The organism is Gordonia jinhuaensis (assembly GCF_014639795.1).
GTDB classification, from domain to species: domain Bacteria; phylum Actinomycetota; class Actinomycetes; order Mycobacteriales; family Mycobacteriaceae; genus Gordonia_B; species Gordonia_B jinhuaensis.
In genome coordinates, this window is record NZ_BMGC01000014.1 from 67,899 (window position 1) to 88,486 (window position 20,588).

The window sequence follows — 20,588 nt, forward strand, 5'->3', positions numbered from 1 at the left end:
CCGCGCCGCCGACCTCAGCGCAGCGACCGCAGTCGGTCTCGTGTGCGCAGCCGAGTTGAAGACTGTCCGGTGCCCGAGTGCCCGGGACCAGACTGGCCGATACCGGACTGGCCGGCACCGGGTTGGGGCAGACGCCCCGCCTCGAGGTCTTCGCGCAGCGCCGTGACCGTCTGCACCGAGTCGGTCTTGTTGGTCCCGATGAACCCGGAGGGTCCGCGCTTGATCCAGCCGGTCACATACATGCCGGTCTCCACCTGACCGTCGGCCACCACCCGTCCGGCCTCGTTGGGGATCACCCCGCGCACGGTGTCGAAGGGCAACCCGTCGACGGGCCTGCCGCGGTAGCCGATCGAGCTGAGCACGAGCCCGGCCGACATGTCCTCGGTCTCGGTCCCCGGCACCACCAGCCCGGTCTCGTCGCGCACATTGCGCAGGAAACGGATACCGCCGACTCGCTTCTCCCCTGCCCCGGCGGCGAGCACCTCGGCGGGCGTGCGCAAGAAGGCCAGACGCAGTCGTCGACCAGTCCCTTCCGCGGCCCCGGCGACCTCACGCAGCAACGCCAGTTTCGCCGCCACCACCTCGTCACCGGGTGCCGGGGGCGCACCGTCGAGATCGACCGGATCGACCCCGACCCGCACGCCGGGCCCGTGTCCGCTGCCGTCGACGAGGCCGATGAGCTCAGGCATCGTGAACGCGGCCGACTCGGGACCGCGCCTGCCGACCACCACCACCTCGCGCACCGCGGAGTCGCGCAGCACCGCCAGGGCCCGTCGCGAGATCGACGTCTGCGCCAGCGCGTCGGGGTCGCTGGTGAGGATGCGTGCGGCATCGAGTGCCACATTGCCGTTGCCGACGACCACCACGCGCTCGGTGTCGAGGTCGAAGTCGAGGTCGGCGAAGTCGGGATGCCCGTTGTACCAGCCGACGAACGACGTCGCGCTGGCCACACCACTCAGTTCCGCGCCGGGGATCTCGAGGCGACGATCGGTGGGCGCACCGCCCGCCCAGATCACCGCGCGGTGGGTGCGGCGCAACTCGGCGAGCGTCACATCCCGGCCGATCTCCACCCCCAGCCGGATCGTCAGATGGGGGTTGACGGCGATCTCGTCGAACAGCCGCATCACCGAGCGCGTGGACAGGTGGTCGGGTGCCACACCGAAACGGGCCAACCCGAACGGCTTGTCGAGTCGTTCGAAAATCGTCACCCGGACCTCCGGGTAGCGCAGCAGCTCGTCGGCGGCGTACATCGCAGCCGGGCCTGATCCCACGATCGCGACGTCGATCTGCCGGTCGGTCACCTTCAGCGACGCCGGCTTGCCGATCGGCGCCAGCGGCAGACGTGTGCGCGTGTCCACCGGGAACCGCGCGGCCGGTACCGAGTCGACGCCTGCGTAGTGCTCGGCGTTGACGTCGACAAACCGCAGTTGATGCTCGTCGAGCCGATGGCCCGGCACGATCGCGCTCACCGGGCAGGCACTCACACACGCGCCGCAGTCGACACATGTCGACGGGTCGATGTAGAGCATCTCCGAGGTGGCGAAGTCGGGCTCGTCGGGAGTCGGATGGATGCAGTTGACAGGACAGGCGTAGACGCAGGAGGCATCTCCGCAACACGCCTGTGTGACGACGTGGGGCACGTGAGTGGTGTTCTTCCGATCGGGCGGGCGCAGCTGCCCGGCTGGGTCAGCCGCGGTGAGGGATCAGGCTGCGGTGTAGGTCGGTTCGCTGCGGTAGCGCGACGGACGGCCACCGATCCCGAGTACCTTCCACAGCGCCTTGGACACCGGGTTCATCAGGCCGCACTGGTCGGCGAGCATGCGGACGTCACCGAACACGTTGCGCAGGAACTTCTTCGATTCGTCGGACTTCCAGAAGATCTCGTGGAAGACCTCGTCGGGGATGTCGAAGCGGTTGCGGAATTCCCTCGGCGGCACCACGATCTCGCTGCACAGGAAGCGCATGATCAGCGGCATCATGATCGACAGCGCGAAGCGCTGGGCCGCATTCTTCTTGGGGATCGACTCCCGCAGCAGGTGATGGGCGAAGGAGATGTGGCGCGCCTCCTCGGCGACGTGCAGCTGCATGATCGCCGCCATCGTGGGGTGCAGGTCGGAGGTGTTGCGCAGGAAGTCTTTCTGGATGTGGTCGATCGGCTCCTCGCCGGCGAGCACCCCGAAGAAGAACAGCGTCGGGAACAGCGTCGAGGCCAGCGGAACGAACGGCGAGACCATACGGAAGGGCACCTTGCCGCCGGGAACATCCATCCCTGAGCGGTTCACGAACTCCTGAAACATCAGGGTGTGATTGCACTCTTCCTTGGCCTCATGCGTGGTGTAGCGGAACTCCTTGGCCCCGTTGGGCAGTGAAAAGGAGTACTGCATGAGTCCGCGGATGAGGATCGACTCGAACTGCAGGCCGACCTTCGCGACGTTGGCCTGACGCCACATGCCGATCTCGATCTGCTTGTCGACCGGCTGGGCCTGGTACCAGGGGTGGCGACCGACCGGATCCACGACATCGTCGAGGATCCAGCGCTCGTCGCCCTCGACCACGGCCATGTGCGGGGCGTCCCAGTCGATGTCGATGTAGGGATCGAAATTGCGGTGCACCGACGCCGACGACAGATCGTCGAGAACGCGACCGTAGTCGTCGTCCGCGGACGCCTTGTCGACCCCGTTCACGCCGGCCCCGTTCACTCCGGCGCCGTTCACACTGCCGGGAGCATCGTCCATACCGGGTGTGTACTCGTCACCGATTCTCGCCGCGAGCGTCATCTCGAACCTCACTCCTGTCGTGGCCCATGTCCTGTCGTGGCCCATGTCACTGCGAATGTGTGCGAATGTAAGCCGCGACGCTCTATTTGTCAACGCTCGTTGTCAGATCAAGGTTCATTGTCATGGTCGCGCAGTCACCACCCCGCGCGCCCTGCACCCTGCGCGCCTCACCCCCCGCGGACATCGCGACCAGCGCACTGGCACCGACCACCGCCGTCTACGCTGACACGCATGGCAGATTCATCATTCGACGTGGTCAGCAAGGTCGATCGGCAAGAGGTCGACAACGCTCTCAACCAGGCGGCCAAGGAACTGTCCCAGCGCTACGACTTCCGCGGCACCAACACCGGCATCGCGTGGTCAGGCGAGGAGACCATCGTGATCACCTCCGACGCCGAGGAGCGGGCCGAGGCCGCACTCGACGTGTTCAAGGAGAAGTTGATCCGCCGCGACATCTCGCTCAAGGCCTTCGACGCCGGCGACCCGGTGGCCTCGGGCAAGCAGTTCAAGCTCAGCGGCACGCTCGTGGAGGGCATCGATTCCGAGCACGCCAAGAAGATCTCCAAGAAGATCCGCGACGAGGGCCCCAAGGGCGTCAAGGCGCAGATCCAGGGCGACGAGCTGCGGGTGTCGAGCAAGAAGCGCGACGACCTGCAGGAAACGATTGCGCTGCTCAAGGGCGAGGACTTCGGTATCGCCCTGCAGTTCGTCAACTACCGGTAGGAGTCCGCTCGACGCGCGGCGGTACACCAGCAACACCTCTACGCGACACCGACCCCGTATAGGCGGTCGGTGTCGCGTAGACGTGTCATCTGTGTACGTTCTGGGATCCATCCACAGGTACGGGCGGTCGGCACCCTGATGCGGGTCATCGCGACCGAGGTCACCTGCACCCTGTGACACATGGATTCCGGAGTTCGCACATGGCGGCAGCTGGAGGCGAGCGGTGTGACCCAGAGCGAGCTGCGCCAGGGTCTGCGTCGCGGAAATCTCACGAAGCTGCGGCACGGCTGGTACGCCTCCGCCGACGCCGATCCGCAGGTGGTCGCCGCGGTGTCGCGCGGCGGCGTACTGAGCTGCGTTTCGGCGCTGCGCGCCCACGGCGTCTGGGTGCCCGAGCACCCACGGGGAGTTCACGCCCGGGCGAAGCCGTCGATCATGCGGTCGAATCCGAAGAACTTCTGCCGCCAGCACTGGTCCCCCGAACCCGAGAGCGGGGCGGTCGACGACGTGCCCACCGCGCTGCGCCACGCCGTGCGATGCCTCGACGATGAGGGCATCGTCGTGGTGTGCGACTCGCTCCTCAACAGCGGGATGATGACCGCCGACCAGCTGCAGGCAACGCTGAGCCGCGCGCCCGTTCGCATACGCCGACTCCTCGACAAATGTGACGCCACGGCACAGTCGGGAACCGAGACGATGGCGCGACTGCGATTTCGCGCCCGCGGGCTACGGGTGCGCACGCAGGTGCACATTCCGACCATCGGCATCGTCGACATGCTCATCGGCGAAAGCCTCATCTTCGAGTGCGACGGCAGGCAGTACCACGCCGACGACGAGCAGTTCGAACGCGACCGCGAACGTGACCGGCGCGCTGTGGCCATGGGCTACAGCAGAATTCGGGGCACCTACCGCCAGGTGGTGCACCGCTGGGACGAGGTCGACGCCGACGTGATGGCCATCGTCCGGCGCGGCGACCACCTCCGCAAGCCGCTGATCTGAGCCGGCTCAGGGGTTCACGGGCTCACGGGCTCGGGGGATGTGTACACAGATGACACCTGTGCGCGACGCCGACCCCATATACGAGGTCCGCGTCGCGCACAGATGCTACTGGTGTACGCCCGCCGCCCTACTCAGAACGATGAGCCGGCACTCCCCGTCCCGATCAGTCCGATCGTGCGGACGAAGGTGAGCTTGTCGAATTCGCGGCCGTATTCGTCGATCGCCGAGATCGTCATCTCCGAATTGACCACCCCGGGCACGCCGGGTGCCACGTCGACCTTGATGAAGGCGTAGTTGCGGAAGCGCACCCGCGACCACTCCACCGCCTCGGCCTGCTTTTGCCCGTCGGAGGTCCACACGTAGCTGTTGGGTACCTCGTTGTCCGACAGCACGTTTCCGCGGTAGGTCTCCTTCTCGCCGTCCTGGAAGGCGTAGCGAGGACGACCACCGCACCCGACGGTGTAGTACACGGTCCCGTCGGACTCACCGGTGACCGTGGACTGATCGGGTGCGGCCTTGGTGGCCTTGCCCGCGCGGATCGGATCGGTGCGCTCGAAGATGTGGTTGTGGCCCTGCAGCACCACATCGACCTTGTACCTGTCGAACAGTGCGGTCCACGCCGCACGCACACCGCCGTCGGAGGCATGCTGCTTGGTGGTCGAGTATGCGCAGTGGTGGAAGAAGCAGATGATGAAGTCGATGTTCGGGTCGCGACGGTAGCGAGCCAGAGTCCCCTCGACCCACGAGTTCTGCGCACCACCGCTGTAGCCGGTGTTCGCGGTGATCTCGAAGGACACGTCGTTGGCGTCGAGCGAGAGGATCGCGACGTTGCCGTAGGTGAACGAGTACACCGACGGACATCCCTTGGGGCCGTTGGTCGGCAGGTCCAGGCGGGCCGCATGACCGCCGTAACCGTGCGGGCTGTAGAGCGCCTCCATGTCGTGGTTGCCGGTGGCGAACAGCCACGGGACGGTGGCCGCACTCGGCTCGATGAGACTCAGGTAGCCGTCCCAGACATACGGGTTGTACTTGTCGAAACCGCTGGCCGCCTTCGACCCGCTCGGCACAAACTGCACCTGCTTACCCGACCCGGACGGGTCGGCGTAGGCGATGTCGCCGGCGAGTACGTGGAAGGCACCGTTCGCGGCGATGATCTGGCGCAACACATTCGACGCATGCCGCACGCTCGGGTCGTTGTCGGCGGCGTAGTAGAGGTCGTCGTAGTCGCCGGTGGCGAGTCCGGGCGGGGCAGCCGGCGTCTCGTCGACACCTTGATCGCCCATCATCGTGAAGCGAAAGCGTCCGCCGCGTCCGGGGGCGAATGCCGTTGCCACCGAGGCAACCTGACCGGTGTACCCGTCCGAGGTCCGCCACCGGTAGTAGTGCGGCAACCGTGCGGGCAACCGGTTCACCGGCACGTGGGCGTAGAACTGCTCGGCACCGAGAATCCCGCCGCTCGACACCGGCACCTGGCTGACGAGGTTGCGCACTTCGGCCTCGGTGGTCGCACCGAGGGCCGCGGTGGGGCCGTGATCGAGAAAGACCTTGGTGGCACCCGGATTGCGCGACAGCTGCGCGGAGAACCGCAGCTGGCTGGAGGCGTCGGCGCCGAAGGACACGTGCCGCCCGCCCACCTTCAGCGGGGCGTCGGCCGCGTAGGCGGTCGCACCGAAGGAGGCATTGCCGAGTCCGGCGGCAGCGGCCACAGCGGCGGATCCGGCGAGGAAGTTGCGGCGCGACACGGGATGTCGCTTGAGGAAGGAACGGTGCCACTCGAACCGTTCGGCGATGGTCATGTCGGCCGCGACACTGCGCGGGATACCTGTGTCCGGAGTCTCACCTGCGGGATTGTTCGGCATGCCCGTTATGCCACTTGGCGCATCTTTCGCTTCGGCAACGATGCGGACCTACGTCCCTGAACAGCTGATGAACCTCAGGTGACGCGATGCAAAGCCCGGGTCAAGAACCCAGCTCACGCGACCGTTACCGCGGCTCAGTACTCGCCGCGCGCCATCTCCTCGAGTCGCTTGATGCGGTCGGCGGTCGGCGGGTGCGTGGAGAACAGCTTGCCCATACGCTCGCCGCCGCGGAACGGGCTCTCGATCATCATGTGCGACTGTGCGGCGATGTCGGGCTGCGGCGGCAGCGGGGCGGCCTGGATGCCACCGGAGATCTTGCGCAGCGCCGACGCGAGAGCCAGCGGGTCGCCGGTGAGTTCGGCGCCGGACTGGTCGGCCTGGTACTCCCGCGATCGCGACACCGCCATCTTCACCAGCGTCGCCGCGATCGGCCCCAAAAGTGAGATCAAGATGAGCGCCAACGGATTCGGGCCGTTATCGCGGTTTCCGCCGCCGAACGCACCGAAGAACATCGCGAAGTTGGCCAGACCGCTGATGATCGCGGCCATCGCGCCGGCCACCGACGAGATCAGGATGTCGCGGTTGTACACATGCGACAGCTCGTGGCCGAGCACCGCACGCAGCTCGCGCTCGTCGAGTATCCGCAGGATCCCCTGCGTGCAGCACACCGCGGCGTTCTTCGGATTACGCCCGGTGGCAAAGGCATTCGGCGATTCGGTGGGGCTGATGTAGAGCGCGGGCATCGGCTGGTGTGCCGTGGTCGCGAGTTCGCGGACGATCCGATAGAGCGCGGGCGCCTGTACCTCGGTGACGGGTTGTGCATGCATGGCGCGCAACGACAGCTTGGCGCTGTTGAAGTACACATACACGTTCATCCCCACGGCGGCGATGATCGAGATGAACAAGATGGTGGTGTTGCGGAAGGCGGCTCCGATCAAGACGATCAAGACCGACATCCCGATGAGCAACACGCCCGTCTTCAACCCGTTGGCGTACCAGCGCGGCCCTCGCATGACGTCGGCGCCCCTTCCTGCGGCCACCTCGGCCGCCATGGTCGACAGGCCGGGGAACACGGCCTTCAGCGGATGAACGACTCGCCCTCGGACAAGGTTCCCGACATCGTATCCGCCACCGGGCAGGAGTCAGTCGCCGTGTGGATCAGCCGATGCGTTCGATGGTGTAGCGCACCAGCGACGACATCGCCGTATGGGCTGGCCCCTCGGGCAGCCCCGCCAGTTCGTCGGTAGCCCGGTCGGCGTAGGTCTGCAGAGTCTTCCGAGTCATCGCCAGCCCCTCGGACTCGGTGAGCAGTGCCAGCGCCTCTGCCACGGCGGCGTCATCCTCGCCCAGTGCACGCGGGGAGCCGTCCTCGGCGACGAGCAGTTCACGCAGCCGGGTCGCCTCAGAACCCTCGTCGCGCAGCGCGTAGAGCACCGGCAACGTGTGCACCCCCTCGCGCAGGTCGGTTCCCGGGGTCTTCCCCGATTCACCCGAGGCCGAGCTGATGTCGATGATGTCGTCGGACACCTGAAAAGCCACGCCCACCGCGTCGCCGATGCGCGACAGTCGATCCACGTCGTCTGCGCCGGCGCCGGATGCACGCGAACCGAACCGGCCCGATGCCGCGATCAGCGAGCCGGTCTTCTCCCACACAGTGCGCAGATAGTGATCGACCGGATCCTGCTCGGCGCCCGCACCGACGGTCTCTCGCATCTGCCCGGTGACCAGTGCGGCCAACGTCTCGGCCACGATGCGCACCGATTCGGGGCCGAGCGTGGACACCAGTCGCGAGGCGCGCGAGAAGAGGAAGTCACCGGCGAGGATCGCGACGCTGTTCCCCCATCGCGCATTCGCGCTCTGGGCGCCGCGGCGCATCGTCGCCTCGTCCATCACGTCGTCGTGGTAGAGCGTCGCGAGGTGGATCAGCTCCACCACCGCGGCGGCGGTGATCACGTCGTCGGAGTAGGGATCGGGCCCGAAATGTGCCGAGAGCACCGCGAACAGCGGGCGGAAACGCTTTCCCCCGGCCTTGGCCAGATGCGTCACCGCGGGGGTGAGGAGGTCGTCACCGGACGTCAATTCGCTCAGGATCAGGTCTTCCACCTTGCCCAGCGCTTCGGCGATGTCGGCGGAGAACGACTCGGTGCCCATCTCGAGCCCGGCGAACGTCGGCTGCACGGTGATCGCTCCATCCTCGACGGGGTCGGTCACTCGGGGCCGACCATCTTTCGTGCAGCCTAATCGTTCGCCTCGACCCGGGTACATCGCAGCCCGCCGGGCGTGGTGCGCAAGAGCCCGCCGGGCATGGTGTGCGACGACGCGACCTCAACCACCCACGGGCACCGTCCCCATGGCTTCCCGGCACCGACCGGCCCGCGATACTGACAGGGTGAATGCGCCCAACCCCACCCGTCTGAGCACCGATGTCCTGGTCGTGGGGGCCGGACCCGCCGGATCGGCTGCGGCCATCCACCTGGCCCGCGCCGGACGCGACGTGCTGCTGGTGGACGCCTCGGCTTTCCCGCGCGACAAGACGTGCGGCGACGGGCTCACCCCGCGGGCGATCGCCGAACTCGACACGCTGGGCATGACCCCCTATCTGGCCGACCGCCCGCGTATCGAGGGTTTGCGGCTGCACGGTTGGGGTGCGACCGCCGAGATCCCCTGGCCGGGCGACGGACGTTTTCCGAATTGGGGGTCGGCGGTCCCGCGGATGGAATTCGACGATGCCCTGCGCCGCGAGGCGATGTCGGTCGGCGCGCGGATGATCACCGGCGCCAAGGCCACCGCGGTGTCGCGCGAGCGCGGGGCGGTCACGGCAGTGACGCTGCGCACCGCCACCGGCACGCTCGAGGTGCGTCCGCGTGCGCTGCTCGTCGCCGACGGTGTGCGCTCCCCGCTGGGCAAGATCCTCGGGCGGGACTGGCACCGCGACACCGCCTACGGCATCGCCGGCCGCGCCTACGCCACCTCCGACAACGCCGATACACCGTGGATGGGATCCCATCTGGAGTTGCGTGGTGAGGCAGGCGAGCCGCTGCCCGGATACGGGTGGGTGTTCCCACTGGGCAACGGTGTGGTCAACCTCGGCGTCGGCGCACTGGCCACCTCGAAACGACCGGCGCACGTGGCATTACGGCCGGTCCTCGACGCCTACGCGTCGTTGGTCAGCGAGGAGTGGGCGCTGACCGCCGCCCCCGTGCGACATGCATCGGCATTGCTGCCGATGGGCGGTGCGGTCTCGGGTGTGGCCGGACGCAACTGGATGCTGATCGGCGACGCAGCCGCATGCGTGAACCCGCTCAACGGCGAGGGGATCGACTACGCGCTGGAGACCGCACGGCTGGCCGCTGCACTGGTCGACGAACCCGACCTCACCCAGATCTGGCCGCAGACACTTCGAAGTCATTACGGGACAGCATTTTCGGCTGCACGTCGACTCGCCGGCCTATTGACCCTGCCGCATACCGTAGCGGCGCTGGGTCGGGTGGGCCTGCGTTCGCCGGCGTTGATGGCGATGGTCGTGCGGGTGATGGGTAACCTCATCACCCCTGAGGACTCCGACCTGCTCGCCCGCGCGTGGCGCACTGTCGGGGCGGCATCGACGCGTCTGGACTCCCGCCCACCGTTCGATTAGCCTGCGCCGCAACGGGAATAGGCATCGCTGCGAGCGCAGGCGGACGTCTGCCCGTTCGCGCCTCGGGCCGAGACGATCAGCGAACCGCGCAGTGCAATGCGGCGATACCGCCGGTCAGGTTGCGCCAGCGGACCCGCCGCAAACCTGCATTCTCGAGTTTCGCCGCGAGCTCCGGCTGGTCGGGCCACTCGCGGATCGATTCGGCCAGATACACATAGGCGTCGGGATTGGAGGCCACCGCGCGCGCCACCGCGGGCAGCGCCTTCATCAGGTATTCCATGTAGACCACCCGGAACGGCGTGAAGGTCGGGGTGGAGAATTCGCAGATCGCCAGTCGCCCACCGGGTTTGAGAACTCGTCGCAGTTCACCGAGCGCCTGGTCGACGTCGTTGACGTTACGCAGACCGAATGAGATGGTCGCCGCGTCGAAGCTCTCCGAGGCGAACGGTAGATGCAGTGCGTCGGCGGCCACCTTGGGTACGTCGCGTGCGGCACCCGCCTTGAGCATGCCGAGCGAGAAGTCCGCTGCGATGCAATGGGCACCCGAGCGCGCCAGCTCCACCGTCGACACCGCCGTCCCGGCCGCGAGGTCGAGCACAACATCGCCGGGTTCGAGCGCCAGGGCGCGCTGGGTGGCGCGCCGCCAGAGCTTGTCCTGCCCGAACGACAGCACGGTGTTGGTGATGTCGTAGCGCCGGGCGACCTTGTCGAACATCGCCGCGACTTCCTCTGGCTGCTTGTCCAGGGTTGCTCTCGTCGTCACGGCATCACCCTACTCGGCGGCGATGCCGGCACTGAGGTCTCGCCCGTCCCCCGCCGTCCCCGCGTCCCCCGCCTCCGAGCCCAGCCGGTCTGCGCTCCCCGGCGCAGCCGGGCCTGCCACCTCGTGGCCTGATCACCCCGCGCGCGTGTGCGTATCGACGTCGCGGACGCGGCGACCGTTAGCCGCCGCCCGCGCGATCACCGTCCGATAGTGGTCGAGCAGCTCGTCGCAGATCGCCGGCCAGGTCCGCTCGGCGACCGACCGCCGCGCCGCCGCGCCGAACCCCGCGCGGATCACATCGTCGGCCAGTACGTCAATGGCCGGGCCGAGCCGCTGCGAGAAGTCCTCGACGGGCAGCAGATAGCCGGTGCGGCAGTGGCCGATGAGGTCGCGCGGGCCGCCTGCGTCGGGTCCGATCACCGCGACACCGCTGGCCAGCGCCTCTTGGACGGCCTGACAGAACGTCTCGTGTTCGCCGGCATGGACGAACACATCGAAACTCGCATACGCCGTGGCGAGTTCCTCGCCCGTGAGCGCACCGGTGAACACCGCCGAGGGCATCAGCCGCTGCAGCCGGCCACGCTCGGGTCCCTCACCCACGATCACCAGCGACACATCGTCTCGATCTGCCAGTACGGCCAGTCGCTCCACATGTTTCTCCGGAGCCAACCGACCGACGAATCCCACCACCAGGCGTCCGCGCGACCAGTTGTCGTGAAGTACCGCATCGCGCCGTCCCGGGTGGAACAGGTTCGCGTCGACTCCGCGACCCCACCGATGGACGCGCGGAATACCTTGACCACGAAGGGCTTTCACCGACTCGGTCGACGGCGCCAGCGTGCGGTCGGCCATCCGGTGCACTCGGCGCGTCCACGACCAGGCCGCCCGCGCGGTCAGTCCCATGCCGTAGCTGGCGGCGAATCCGGCCACATCGGTCTGGAACACCGCGACCGTCGGGATGCCCAGACTCCGTGCGGCGTAGACGCCCGCACCGCCCACCACGAAGGGTGATGCGAGATGCACGATGTCGGGGTCGAAGTCGGCCAGCACCGAGCGCATCGACCAGCTCGGCACGCCCACCGGCAGCGACGACACCTTGGGCACCCGCACCGACGGCATCAGATACACCGGCGTGGGGCCCAGCTCAGTCGGCGCCTGACGCGCCCGGCCCGGGGCATCGGGGGCGATCACGATCACCTCATGGCCGGTGCGCTGCAGATGCTCCACCACACGCAGCACCGAGTTCACCACACCGTTGACATGCGGGAGAAAGCTCTCCGCGACAATGGCCACTCGCACCCATCGAGTGTCACCCTCACAGGCGTCACCGCAGCGGCTTCGACGTTACCGATCTCCGAAACCTGCGTGAATGCCACGAAGCGCCCGCCGGATTCGAGCCGTTCGCCGGACCGGAGCCTCGGACGCTCAGGCCGGGGTCGACTCCGCATCTGTCACCGGCTCGCCGGTCTGTGTGCCGGCGGACTCCGCATCGGTGGCGGGCTCTCCGGATTCCGGGGCGCCAGACCGGTCCTCGGGCGCCTCGGGTGCCTCGGCCGTCGCGGAGTCTGCCTCAGGCCCCTCCGATGGCCGCGCCGGACGCCGCCGGGCGAATTCGGCCAGGGCGACCATCACCGCACCGATCACCAGCCAGCTGATCACCGTGACCGAGATCGCCGGTCGCCACGCCAGCTCGGCACCGCGGCCGGCCACCCGCACCACATCGGGATTGCGCGAGTCGTATTCCACACTGATGCGCTGTCCGGTGGTCAGGTGGGTGGGATAGAGGACACCGAGGCGCGGGTTGTGAACCTGGCCGTCAGCGGCGACGAAACTCACCGCAGATTTGAACCGCCCCGCCGACACGACATCGGCGATCGCGGTCTCCTTGTGCTGGTTGATGCGATGGTCATCGAGATAGCAGCCGCCGACCATGATCCCCATCATCACCGTCACCACCACGCCGAGCGCGACCAGCAGGACCTGCCAGCGTCTCAGGATGGTGCGATTCACGTGCACGAGGATAACCGCGGCGGTTGTCGTGATCGGTCAGGCGTCTGCGCGCGGTACGGCACCCGCGCCACCGGTTTCACACCTGTCACACCGGGTCGCAGATGACGATCCTGTTTCGCCGCATCGCCTCACCGGGCTCCGGCACGGTAGCGTCGAGCACGTGATTGGACTGCCTGACGACATCAAGGTCGCCCTGTTCGACCTCGACGGCGTGCTGACCAGCACCGCAGCCGTACATCGGAAAGCGTGGAAGCAAGCATTCGACGATTACCTGTCGCACCTCGACGCCGGTGCCTACTCGGCACATTCGCGGCGTCCGTTCACCGATGACGACTACCTCACCTACGTCGACGGCCGCCCGCGCGCCGATGGGGTCCGCGCCTTCCTGCAGTCCCGCGGGCTGGACTTCGACGACGACACCGTCGATCAGATCGGCACCGAGAAGAACCAGCTGTTCCTCGATGCGGTCGATCGCGGCGAGGTCGAACCCTATCCGGGGTCGGTGCGTTATCTCGACGCCTGCCGCGACGCCGGCATCGGCATCGCGGTGGTGACCTCCTCGCGCAACGGTGTCGCGGTGCTCGTCGCGGCCGATCTCATCGATTACGCGAGCAAGCGCATCGACGGCAACGAGATCGCGGCCCGTCACCTCAAGGGCAAACCGGCGCCCGATTCCTATCTCGAGGGCGCCAAGGAGATGGACGTCGATCCGGCACACGCCGCGGTCTTCGAAGACGCCATCTCCGGACTGCAGGCCGGTCGCGCCGGCCATTTCGGATACGTGGTGGGCGTCAACCGCGAGGAGACCGAGGAGCATGCGCAGACGATGCGCGACGCGGGCGCCGATGTGGTGGTCAATGATCTCGCCGATCTGTTGGAGGGCTGATGTTCGGGTTCGAGGTTGATCCCTGGCAACTACGTTGGAACGAACTCGATGCCGAGCAGATCCCGCGCACCGAGTCGTTGTTCGCACTGTCCAACGGGCACATTGGGATGCGCGGCTCGCTGGAGGAGGGTGAGCCGATCGGCGAACCCGGCACCTATCTCAACGGTCTCTACGAGTTGCGTGCGCTCCCCTATGCCGAGAGTGGTTACGGCTACCCCGAATCGGGGCAGACCATCATCAACGTGACCGACGGCAAGATCATCCGACTGCTCGTCGAGGACGAGCCGATGGACCTGCGCTACGGCCGCACACTCGAACACACCAGAACACTCGACCTGCGTTCGGGCACGCTGCGTCGCACCACCGTGTGGGAATCGCCTGTGGGACACAAGGTTCGGATCAGCACCGAGCGCTTGGTGTCGTTCACCAACCGCGCCATCGCCGCCATCAAATACGAGGTCGAGGCGCTCGACGACAACCTCAAGATCGTGATCCAATCCGACCTGCTCGCCAACGAGCCGATCGGTAAATTCGCCAAGGACCCGCGGCTCGCGGAGATGCCCGAGGCACCCCTGGTCAACGATTTCGCGACCAGTCGCAACCGGTGGGCGGTGCTGGTGCACCACACCAAGATGTCGGGACTGCGCGTGGCTGCGGGTATGGACCACGAGTGGGAACTGCCCTCCACCGGTGAGAGTTTCGTGCGCAGCGAGGGTGATCTCGCGCGCCTGACCCTGGCCGCCCATGTTCCGCAGGGACGCAAGCTCTCCCTCACCAAGTACATCGGCTACGGCTGGTCGGCGCGTCGGTCGGTGCCTGCAGTGCGTGCACAGGTCGACGCGGCACTGGCGATGGCCATGGAAGTCGGCTGGGACACACTGCTTTCTGAGCAGCGCAGCTACCTCGACGATTTCTGGCGCGACGCCGACGTGGAGCTCGAGGGCGACGCCGAACTACAGCAGGCCGTGCGCTTCGCGATGTTCCACGTGTTGCAGGCCGGGGCGCGCGGTGAGGCCCGGTCGATCGGCGCGAAGGGTCTCACCGGGTCGGGTTACGACGGTCACACCTTCTGGGACACCGAGACCTTCGTGCTCCCCGTGCTCACCTACACCTCCCCCGCCGCGGCGCGAGAAGTGTTGCGCTGGCGCCATTCGACGCTGGACAAGGCCCGCAATCGCGCCTCCGAACTCGGCCAGTTCGGCGCCATGTTCCCGTGGCGATCGATCAACGGCGACGAGTGTTCGAGTTACTGGCCGGCCGGTACCGCTGCGGTGCACATCACCGCCGACATCGCGCACGCGACTGCGAAGTACCTCAACGCCACCCACGACAAGGAATTCGAGGCCGAATGTGGTCTCGAGCTGCTCGTGGAGTGTGCGCGGCTGTGGTTGTCGGTGGGACATTTCGACGGTAACGGACGATTCCGCATCGACGGCATCACCGGCCCCGACGAGTACACCGCGGTGGTCAACAACAACGTCTACACCAACCTGATGGCAGAGCAGAACCTTCGTGACGCTGCGGCGGTGTGCAGCCGAAACCCCGACCTGGCAAGGGAATTCGGCGTGACGGTGGAAGAGATCGCCGACTGGGAGATCCGCGCCGAGCGAATCTTTTTGCCCTACAACGAGACACTCGGCGTGCACGAACAGTCCGAGGAGTTCACCCAGCTCAAGGAGTGGGACTTCGAGGCATCCAAGGACAAATACCCGCTGCTGTTGAACTATCCGTATTTCGACCTGTACCGCAAGCAGGTAGTCAAACAGGCCGATCTCGTTCTCGCACTGTATCTTCGGGGCGACGCGTTCACCCCTGAGGAGAAGCGTCGCAACTTCGACTACTACGAGCGCATCACCGTGCGCGACTCGTCGTTGTCCGCGTGGTCGCAGGGCGTGATGGCCGCCGAGGTCGGCTACCTCGACCTCGCCTACGACTATCTGGTCGAGACCGCATTCACCGATCTGCACGACATTCACAACAACGTCGCCGCGGGTCTGCACATCGCGGCGATGGCCGGAACCTGGCTCGGCTGTGTCGCCGGCTTCGGTGGTATGCGCGACTACGACGGCAACATCACCTTCGCCCCGCGCCTGCCCCCGCGGATCACCTACCTCTCGTTCCGCATGCTGGTCGGCGGCAGCAAGATCCTCGTCGCCATCGACGGCGACAACACGATCTACCGGTTGCTCTTCGGGCCGCCCGTCACGTTGAAGCATCACGGCGAGGAGTTCGAGCTCGACGGTCATCCCGTGACCCTCCCGATCCCCCCGCTGACCCCGCACGAACCCCCCGCCCAACCCATCGGCCGTGAGCCCTACCGCCGCAGCGAGCTGCGGTAGGGGCAGCCGCGTCGCCGCCGCCGCGGAACTGGTTGCGTTTGCGCGTGGTCGCTCGCGGAACTGGTTGCGTTTACGTGTGGCCGCTCCAGAACTGGTTGCGTTTACGTGTGGTCGCCCCAGAACTGGTTGCGTTCGCACACACGCAGCCAGTTCTCACCAACGCAACCATTGCAAAGGATGCGTCCATCAGAACTGGCTGCGTTCACGCAAACGCAACCAGTTTTGACCGACGCAACCAGTTCACCCAAACGCAACCAGTTCACGACAACGCAACCAGTTCACGAGGACGTCAACCGCGCCCGCACACCCGCATGCAACTCGCGCAGGCGGTCGCGGTCGGTCGGAACTTCGATCACCTGGATGCCCTGACTCGGTTCCGCCAGGGCTGCGGACAGGCCGTCCAACTCCACGCGACGGTGCGCCACTCCGAAACCCGCACACAGAGAAGCGATATCGGTTCGATGCGGTGTACCGAAGATGCGCTCGAAGGAGCCATCCCATTCCGACGAGGTGAACCGTTGCTGCCCCTGTTCGAGCAACCCGAAGATGCCGCCGCCGTCGTCGTTGGCGACCACGATCGTCAACGACGACGGACTCGGCTCCCGTGGCCCGATCAGCAAGCCCGACGCATCGTGGATGAACGTGAGATCACCCATCAGCGCCACCGTCCGCACGTCGTCAGCAGCGAGCGCAGCACCGATCGCCGTCGACACATTGCCGTCGATCCCGGCCACACCGCGATTCGACAGCACGCGCACACCGCTCGACACGCGGCCTGCCAATGCGACGTCGCGGATCGGGTTGGACGCCCCCACCACAAGCTGCTCACCATCGCGCATCGCCGCGCTCACCACCCGAGCGACATGCATCCCTGTCGCCGGACCCGGTGAATCCAGTTGCGCGTCAACAGCTCCCACGGCTCGCGCACTCGCATCCGAGGTGTCCTTCAGCCATTGCTCACTCATCTGACCGCTGATGACCGCACGTGTTCCGGTGGCGATCACGTTGCCGGACACATCCGGCCAGCGCGGTCCGGTGGTCAGCGCGAAGACACGCACCTGCGGATCGGCCAGCAGTGCCGACACCCCACGATGCAATGTGGGCCGCCCACAGATGATGGCCTGCTTCGGCTTGAGAATTCCTAATGCCAAGGGGTGCAACGGATTGTCGACGGGAGGTGCGGTCGGCTCGGCGACCGTCGGAACCTGGGCGAGCTCAGGATGGACCCCGGCGCCGTGACCGGACACCACCACGATGTCATCGCTGATGTCGATCTCCAGCGGCACATCAAGGGTCCCGACTGCGGCTCTGGTCCACGGTGCGCCTCCGGAGCGTCCCTCGAACTCTCCGAGTCCCTCATGCGGCCGGGACGCGTCGTCGGGGACGAGCGGTTCGCGCAGCGGGATGTCGAACTGCACCGGTCCGGCGTTCCCGGTGCGCGCACCCCGAGCCGACGCGAGCACCCGGCACACCGCCGAGCGCCATTGACTGTTGGTGTCGAGACCTTCCTCGGCAAGCCCGAGACTGATCGCCGAGCGCACCTGCGTACCGAAGATCCCGAACTGTTCGACGGTCTGATTCGCGCCGGAGCCGAGCAGCTCATACGGACGGTTCGCCGAGATCACCACCAGCGGCACCCGCGCATAGTTCGCTTCGAAGACCGCCGGGCTCACGTTGGCGACCGCGGTGCCGCTGGTCATCACGATCGGCACCGGCCTGCCCGACGCCGAGGCCAGCCCGAGCGCGAGGTAGCCGGCGGTTCGTTCGTCGATCCGGACGTGGAGTCGCAGCTTGTCCTCGACGTCGGCGGCATGCAGCGCAAATGCCAGCGGAGCGTTGCGCGAACCCGGGCACAGGACGGCATCGCGGACACCGCCGCGCACGAGTTCGTCGACGATCACGCGCGCTTGCAGGGTTGACGGATTCATGGGTCCAACCCTAATCCGATCGGTCAGACGACCACCGTGGCCCCGAGAGCGTTCGCTGAGCCATCGGGGGCGACCGCTTGTCGCCTCGAGAACTGGTCGCTCAGTACTTTGCGCAACCAGTTTCCGATCACGCGACCAGCATTTCTCACCCCAACACGCAATCGCCGCACACGGCCTCACGACTACCGGTGACCTGATAGATCAGACAGCAACTGCGGCGGCGAAAGTCTGGGCCGGCACGGAGTTGTCCGCCCTCGATCCGGTCGTCGGCGAGCCAGCGGTCGGCGATCGCGCGGGCGGATTCGGCGAGATCGGGTCGCGCTCCGGCGACCAGTTGCGCCGCGGAGTTGATGGCCGAGGCGACATTGCCCGACACGGTGGCTCCCGGCACGCTGAATCGAGCGCACATCACCTCGCCGAGCTGTCCCACGAATTCCGAACCGGAGACATCGGCCCCACCGCATCCGGTCTGTACCACGACCGAGAGCGGAAAGGGGCCGCCGAGCCGGTTCTGCCAATACAGGTCGGCGGCATCGAACGAGAGCTCCGCCCCGAACAACTGCACACCCAGCGCCGGTGCGAGCACTCGAGCGACCAGGCCGAGGTGGGCCACCGACGCCGCGACGCGCATCGGCACCTCCCCGGGTGCACCGGCCGACAACGCCGCATGCACCGCTCGCACCCGTTCCCCGAGCACATCGGCACCCACGCAGCCAACACCTGCGCCCTCGGCGTCCGCGAGCCCCGGTGCGACCAGCAGCTCCCCCATCGGCGACCACGACGACTCGGGCCGCTCCTCGCGCCGGTGTGTCTCGACGTCGAAGAACGGCCCGATCATGCCCAGTTCAGCGATCACCGGCGCACACCTTCACCTGCACAGGCTCGCTATCACCACATGCCCAACACCGGCACGCCAGAAACCAGAAACCCGAGGCAGGCCTTCACGCATCCACGGCCACCCGCTGAGCACGGGCGTCGCGCCGGGTCGAGTCGCCGACCAGCCGCCCCATGAGCGCTCCGAAGACGATGGCGATCACGAACCACACCAGCACCTGGTTGAGCAGCGAGTACCAGCGGAACTTCCACAACAGGTCGGCGTCGAAGCCCGGATACACGAGCTGACCAGGCTGGTAGGTTTTGCCGTCGATCGTGACCGCATGGTCGAGGATGTTGGTGATCGGCTGCGGTGTTTCCGTCGACGACGACGCGAACCCGAACTCCTTCGCGTGGTCGGCGTTGGCCGACAGGTGCCCGAGGGAGGGCATCACGCCGAGGATGATCCCGTACACCACCAGGAATCCGATGCCGGCGATGAGCAGCGCCCATCCCGTCCCAAACCGCTTGGACAGCTGATAGGCCGCATACACCGCAATGCCCAGCACCACCAGCGAGAGGCCGACCATCGTCAGGTACAGGTGGCCGCGCTGCACGATCGTGAACGTGTGCCCCACGGCCGGCGGGTTGGCCGGGTACTTGATGAACGGCAGCAGGTAGATGCCGAGAAATCCGAAGCCCGCGATCATCCAACACAACGTGCGGGCCTTGACGTTGAATCGTCCGTGCGCCACCACATAGGCCACGGCGACCAGTGCGCCCATCGCGACGGAGAAGCCGATGATGCCGGTGGCCAGCCCGGCGGTCGATTGGATCGTCCGCGAGAAGATCTCGGGACCGTCCGGTTCGGTCGACTGCCCGGCAGCCTTGTACAGCGCATTGAGAGCATCGTCGCGGCCGGACTCGTAGTCGATGGCCTTGTTGATGACAGGTTCAGCCCAGATTCGGGCAAAGACGAAGCCCAGCACGCCGGCGATTAGTCCGGCGAGGACTCCGCGCCCGATGACACGGATTTCCACTGGTCGCCCGTCAGTGGCAGGGGAAGCCGAGGAAGTGGCGCGCGTCGTGCACCCACTCGTGAACCACCATCGTGTGGCCGAATACCGAGGTCATGCCCTCGTCGACACCGATGAAGTAGTACGCGAGAGCCGCGATCAGCACGGTCAGCGCCAGCACGAGCGCGACGCGGGTCTTCGACAGTGCCTGCGGTGAGATGAGACTTTCGGGACGTGATCCCGAGACGTGGCTGGTCATCGTGCCTCCTTGAGGGGTGATGCGCCCCTGTGGATGAGTATGGGTGCGCCGGCGCCCGACCACAACGGTTCGAGCGAAGCGCGCGCCGACGACCCATGTATCTGACTGACCCTCAGGTCTCCCTGTGAGCTCACAGTGGCGCAACCGTCCCGGATTCGCACCGGGTTCCACGTGTCGTCGTCGGGGAAAGCAGACCACCAGCTCAACACCCCTGTCAACCGAGAAGACAGTGGATCCCCGCGTGACTTTCCTCCAAGAATGCGCCGGCTCTCGAGCATCAATGACACAAGAATGCTCACAGGAATGGATTGAACAACATGCACAACCAGATCGAGAACGAGAGGTACTCCAACCAGTTAGCCTTCTTAACTGGCCGGTAATGAATCCTCTATGTATGGTCATCGCATGAATGAGAATCACAGACACGATCGTTATGAAACACCGCGCCTATCTCGTCGAAAATTGCTCGCCTATACCGGCTCTTCGCAGTTGAGGGTGTAGAGCGGGTCGGCGCGTCGATCCGGGGATAGAGGTCGAGGTCTTCCGATGATGGGAGTTCTGACACCGCCCACCTGAAAG

The 20,588-nt window shown here is 66.6% G+C and carries 17 protein-coding genes and 1 riboswitch; of the genes, 5 read left to right on the forward strand and 12 right to left on the reverse strand.

Annotated features, from left to right (window positions below; genetic code table 11):
• Positions 1-14: 14 nt before the first annotated feature.
• Both IEW22_RS11230 and IEW22_RS11235 read right to left on the reverse strand, forming a co-directional pair.
• Complete coding sequence (locus IEW22_RS11230; protein ID WP_188586696.1) at positions 15-1,640, reverse strand: FAD-dependent oxidoreductase; 1,626 nt, start codon at positions 1,638-1,640, stop codon at positions 15-17.
• Between the two features lie 63 nt (positions 1,641-1,703).
• Positions 1,704-2,777 (reverse strand): AurF N-oxygenase family protein, encoded by a 1,074-nt coding sequence (locus tag IEW22_RS11235; RefSeq protein ID WP_229742483.1) that lies wholly within the window; start codon positions 2,775-2,777, stop codon positions 1,704-1,706.
• Between the two features lie 231 nt (positions 2,778-3,008).
• Between IEW22_RS11235 and IEW22_RS11240 the strand changes: the two genes are divergently transcribed.
• The gene (locus IEW22_RS11240) at positions 3,009-3,500 is read left to right on the forward strand and encodes a YajQ family cyclic di-GMP-binding protein (protein ID WP_188586697.1); all 492 of its coding nucleotides are present in this window, start codon (positions 3,009-3,011) and stop codon (positions 3,498-3,500) included.
• Between the two features lie 180 nt (positions 3,501-3,680).
• Positions 3,681-4,499, forward strand: a complete 819-nt coding sequence (locus tag IEW22_RS11245; RefSeq protein ID WP_188586698.1) for a hypothetical protein — start codon at positions 3,681-3,683, stop codon at positions 4,497-4,499.
• A gap of 131 nt (positions 4,500-4,630) precedes the next feature.
• Here IEW22_RS11245 and IEW22_RS11250 read toward each other — a convergent pair whose 3' ends face one another.
• The 3 genes from IEW22_RS11250 to IEW22_RS11260 all read right to left on the reverse strand — a co-directional run bounded on the left by IEW22_RS11250 (position 4,631) and on the right by IEW22_RS11260 (position 8,536).
• On the reverse strand, positions 4,631-6,358 hold the full coding sequence (locus IEW22_RS11250) for a metallophosphoesterase (protein WP_373284172.1): 1,728 nt from the start codon (positions 6,356-6,358) through the stop codon (positions 4,631-4,633).
• Positions 6,359-6,492: 134 nt separating this feature from the next.
• Positions 6,493-7,371 (reverse strand): zinc metalloprotease HtpX, encoded by an 879-nt coding sequence (htpX, locus tag IEW22_RS11255; protein WP_188586713.1) that lies wholly within the window; start codon positions 7,369-7,371, stop codon positions 6,493-6,495.
• Between the two features lie 145 nt (positions 7,372-7,516).
• Positions 7,517-8,536 (reverse strand): polyprenyl synthetase family protein, encoded by a 1,020-nt coding sequence (locus tag IEW22_RS11260; protein ID WP_308421390.1) that lies wholly within the window; start codon positions 8,534-8,536, stop codon positions 7,517-7,519.
• 211 nt (positions 8,537-8,747) lie between these two features.
• Here IEW22_RS11260 and IEW22_RS11265 point away from each other — a divergent pair, with 211 nt between their 5' ends.
• Positions 8,748-9,995 (forward strand): geranylgeranyl reductase family protein, encoded by a 1,248-nt coding sequence (locus IEW22_RS11265; RefSeq protein ID WP_229742485.1) that lies wholly within the window; start codon positions 8,748-8,750, stop codon positions 9,993-9,995.
• A gap of 76 nt (positions 9,996-10,071) precedes the next feature.
• Here IEW22_RS11265 and IEW22_RS11270 read toward each other — a convergent pair whose 3' ends face one another.
• The 3 genes from IEW22_RS11270 to IEW22_RS11280 all read right to left on the reverse strand — a co-directional run bounded on the left by IEW22_RS11270 (position 10,072) and on the right by IEW22_RS11280 (position 12,768).
• Positions 10,072-10,758, reverse strand: a complete 687-nt coding sequence (locus tag IEW22_RS11270) for a demethylmenaquinone methyltransferase (protein WP_268235478.1) — start codon at positions 10,756-10,758, stop codon at positions 10,072-10,074.
• Between the two features lie 132 nt (positions 10,759-10,890).
• Positions 10,891-12,057, reverse strand: a complete 1,167-nt coding sequence (locus IEW22_RS11275; protein WP_188586701.1) for a glycosyltransferase family 4 protein — start codon at positions 12,055-12,057, stop codon at positions 10,891-10,893.
• A 126-nt stretch (positions 12,058-12,183) separates the two neighbouring features.
• Positions 12,184-12,768, reverse strand: a complete 585-nt coding sequence (locus IEW22_RS11280) for a DUF3592 domain-containing protein (RefSeq protein ID WP_188586702.1) — start codon at positions 12,766-12,768, stop codon at positions 12,184-12,186.
• A 160-nt stretch (positions 12,769-12,928) separates the two neighbouring features.
• Between IEW22_RS11280 and IEW22_RS11285 the strand changes: the two genes are divergently transcribed.
• Entirely contained in the window at positions 12,929-13,654 is a 726-nt protein-coding gene (locus tag IEW22_RS11285) for an HAD family hydrolase (RefSeq protein WP_188586703.1), read from the forward strand.
• Positions 13,654-15,993 carry a glycoside hydrolase family 65 protein gene (locus IEW22_RS11290; protein ID WP_188586704.1) on the forward strand — a complete coding sequence of 780 codons (2,340 nt, stop codon included), beginning with the start codon at positions 13,654-13,656 and terminating at the stop codon, positions 15,991-15,993. Before IEW22_RS11285 ends, IEW22_RS11290 begins: the two co-directional genes overlap by 1 nt.
• 278 nt (positions 15,994-16,271) lie before the next feature.
• Here the strand turns inward: IEW22_RS11290 and menD are convergent, their stop codons facing one another.
• The 4 genes from menD to IEW22_RS11310 form a co-directional block, all read right to left on the reverse strand.
• Positions 16,272-17,921 carry a 2-succinyl-5-enolpyruvyl-6-hydroxy-3-cyclohexene-1-carboxylic-acid synthase gene (menD, locus tag IEW22_RS11295; RefSeq protein ID WP_188586705.1) on the reverse strand — a complete coding sequence of 550 codons (1,650 nt, stop codon included), beginning with the start codon at positions 17,919-17,921 and terminating at the stop codon, positions 16,272-16,274.
• Between the two features lie 145 nt (positions 17,922-18,066).
• A complete protein-coding gene (locus tag IEW22_RS11300) occupies positions 18,067-18,759 on the reverse strand; it encodes a (2Fe-2S)-binding protein (protein WP_188586715.1) in 693 nt (230 codons plus the stop codon).
• 103 nt (positions 18,760-18,862) lie between these two features.
• Positions 18,863-19,774 carry a CbtA family protein gene (locus IEW22_RS11305; RefSeq protein WP_188586706.1) on the reverse strand — a complete coding sequence of 304 codons (912 nt, stop codon included), beginning with the start codon at positions 19,772-19,774 and terminating at the stop codon, positions 18,863-18,865.
• Positions 19,775-19,784: 10 nt separating this feature from the next.
• Complete coding sequence (locus IEW22_RS11310; RefSeq protein ID WP_188586707.1) at positions 19,785-20,009, reverse strand: CbtB-domain containing protein; 225 nt, start codon at positions 20,007-20,009, stop codon at positions 19,785-19,787.
• 75 nt (positions 20,010-20,084) lie between these two features.
• Positions 20,085-20,221, reverse strand: a riboswitch (cobalamin riboswitch).
• Between the last annotated feature and the right edge of the window lie 367 nt (positions 20,222-20,588).

Bases quoted from the DNA above. Each gene is read 5' to 3' on its own strand.
- IEW22_RS11310 (WP_188586707.1), bottom strand. From the start codon at position 20,009: ATGACCAGCCACGTCTCGGGATCACGTCCCGAAAGTCTCATCTCACCG.
- IEW22_RS11235 (WP_229742483.1), bottom strand. From the start codon at position 2,777: ATGACGCTCGCGGCGAGAATCGGTGACGAGTACACACCCGGTATGGAC.
- IEW22_RS11250 (WP_373284172.1), bottom strand. From the start codon at position 6,358: ATGCCGAACAATCCCGCAGGTGAGACTCCGGACACAGGTATCCCGCGC.
- IEW22_RS11240 (WP_188586697.1), top strand. From the start codon at position 3,009: ATGGCAGATTCATCATTCGACGTGGTCAGCAAGGTCGATCGGCAAGAG.
- IEW22_RS11290 (WP_188586704.1), top strand. From the start codon at position 13,654: ATGTTCGGGTTCGAGGTTGATCCCTGGCAACTACGTTGGAACGAACTC.
- IEW22_RS11245 (WP_188586698.1), top strand. From the start codon at position 3,681: ATGGATTCCGGAGTTCGCACATGGCGGCAGCTGGAGGCGAGCGGTGTG.
- htpX (WP_188586713.1), bottom strand. From the start codon at position 7,371: ATGCGAGGGCCGCGCTGGTACGCCAACGGGTTGAAGACGGGCGTGTTG.
- IEW22_RS11300 (WP_188586715.1), bottom strand. From the start codon at position 18,759: ATGATCGGGCCGTTCTTCGACGTCGAGACACACCGGCGCGAGGAGCGG.
- menD (WP_188586705.1), bottom strand. From the start codon at position 17,921: ATGAATCCGTCAACCCTGCAAGCGCGCGTGATCGTCGACGAACTCGTG.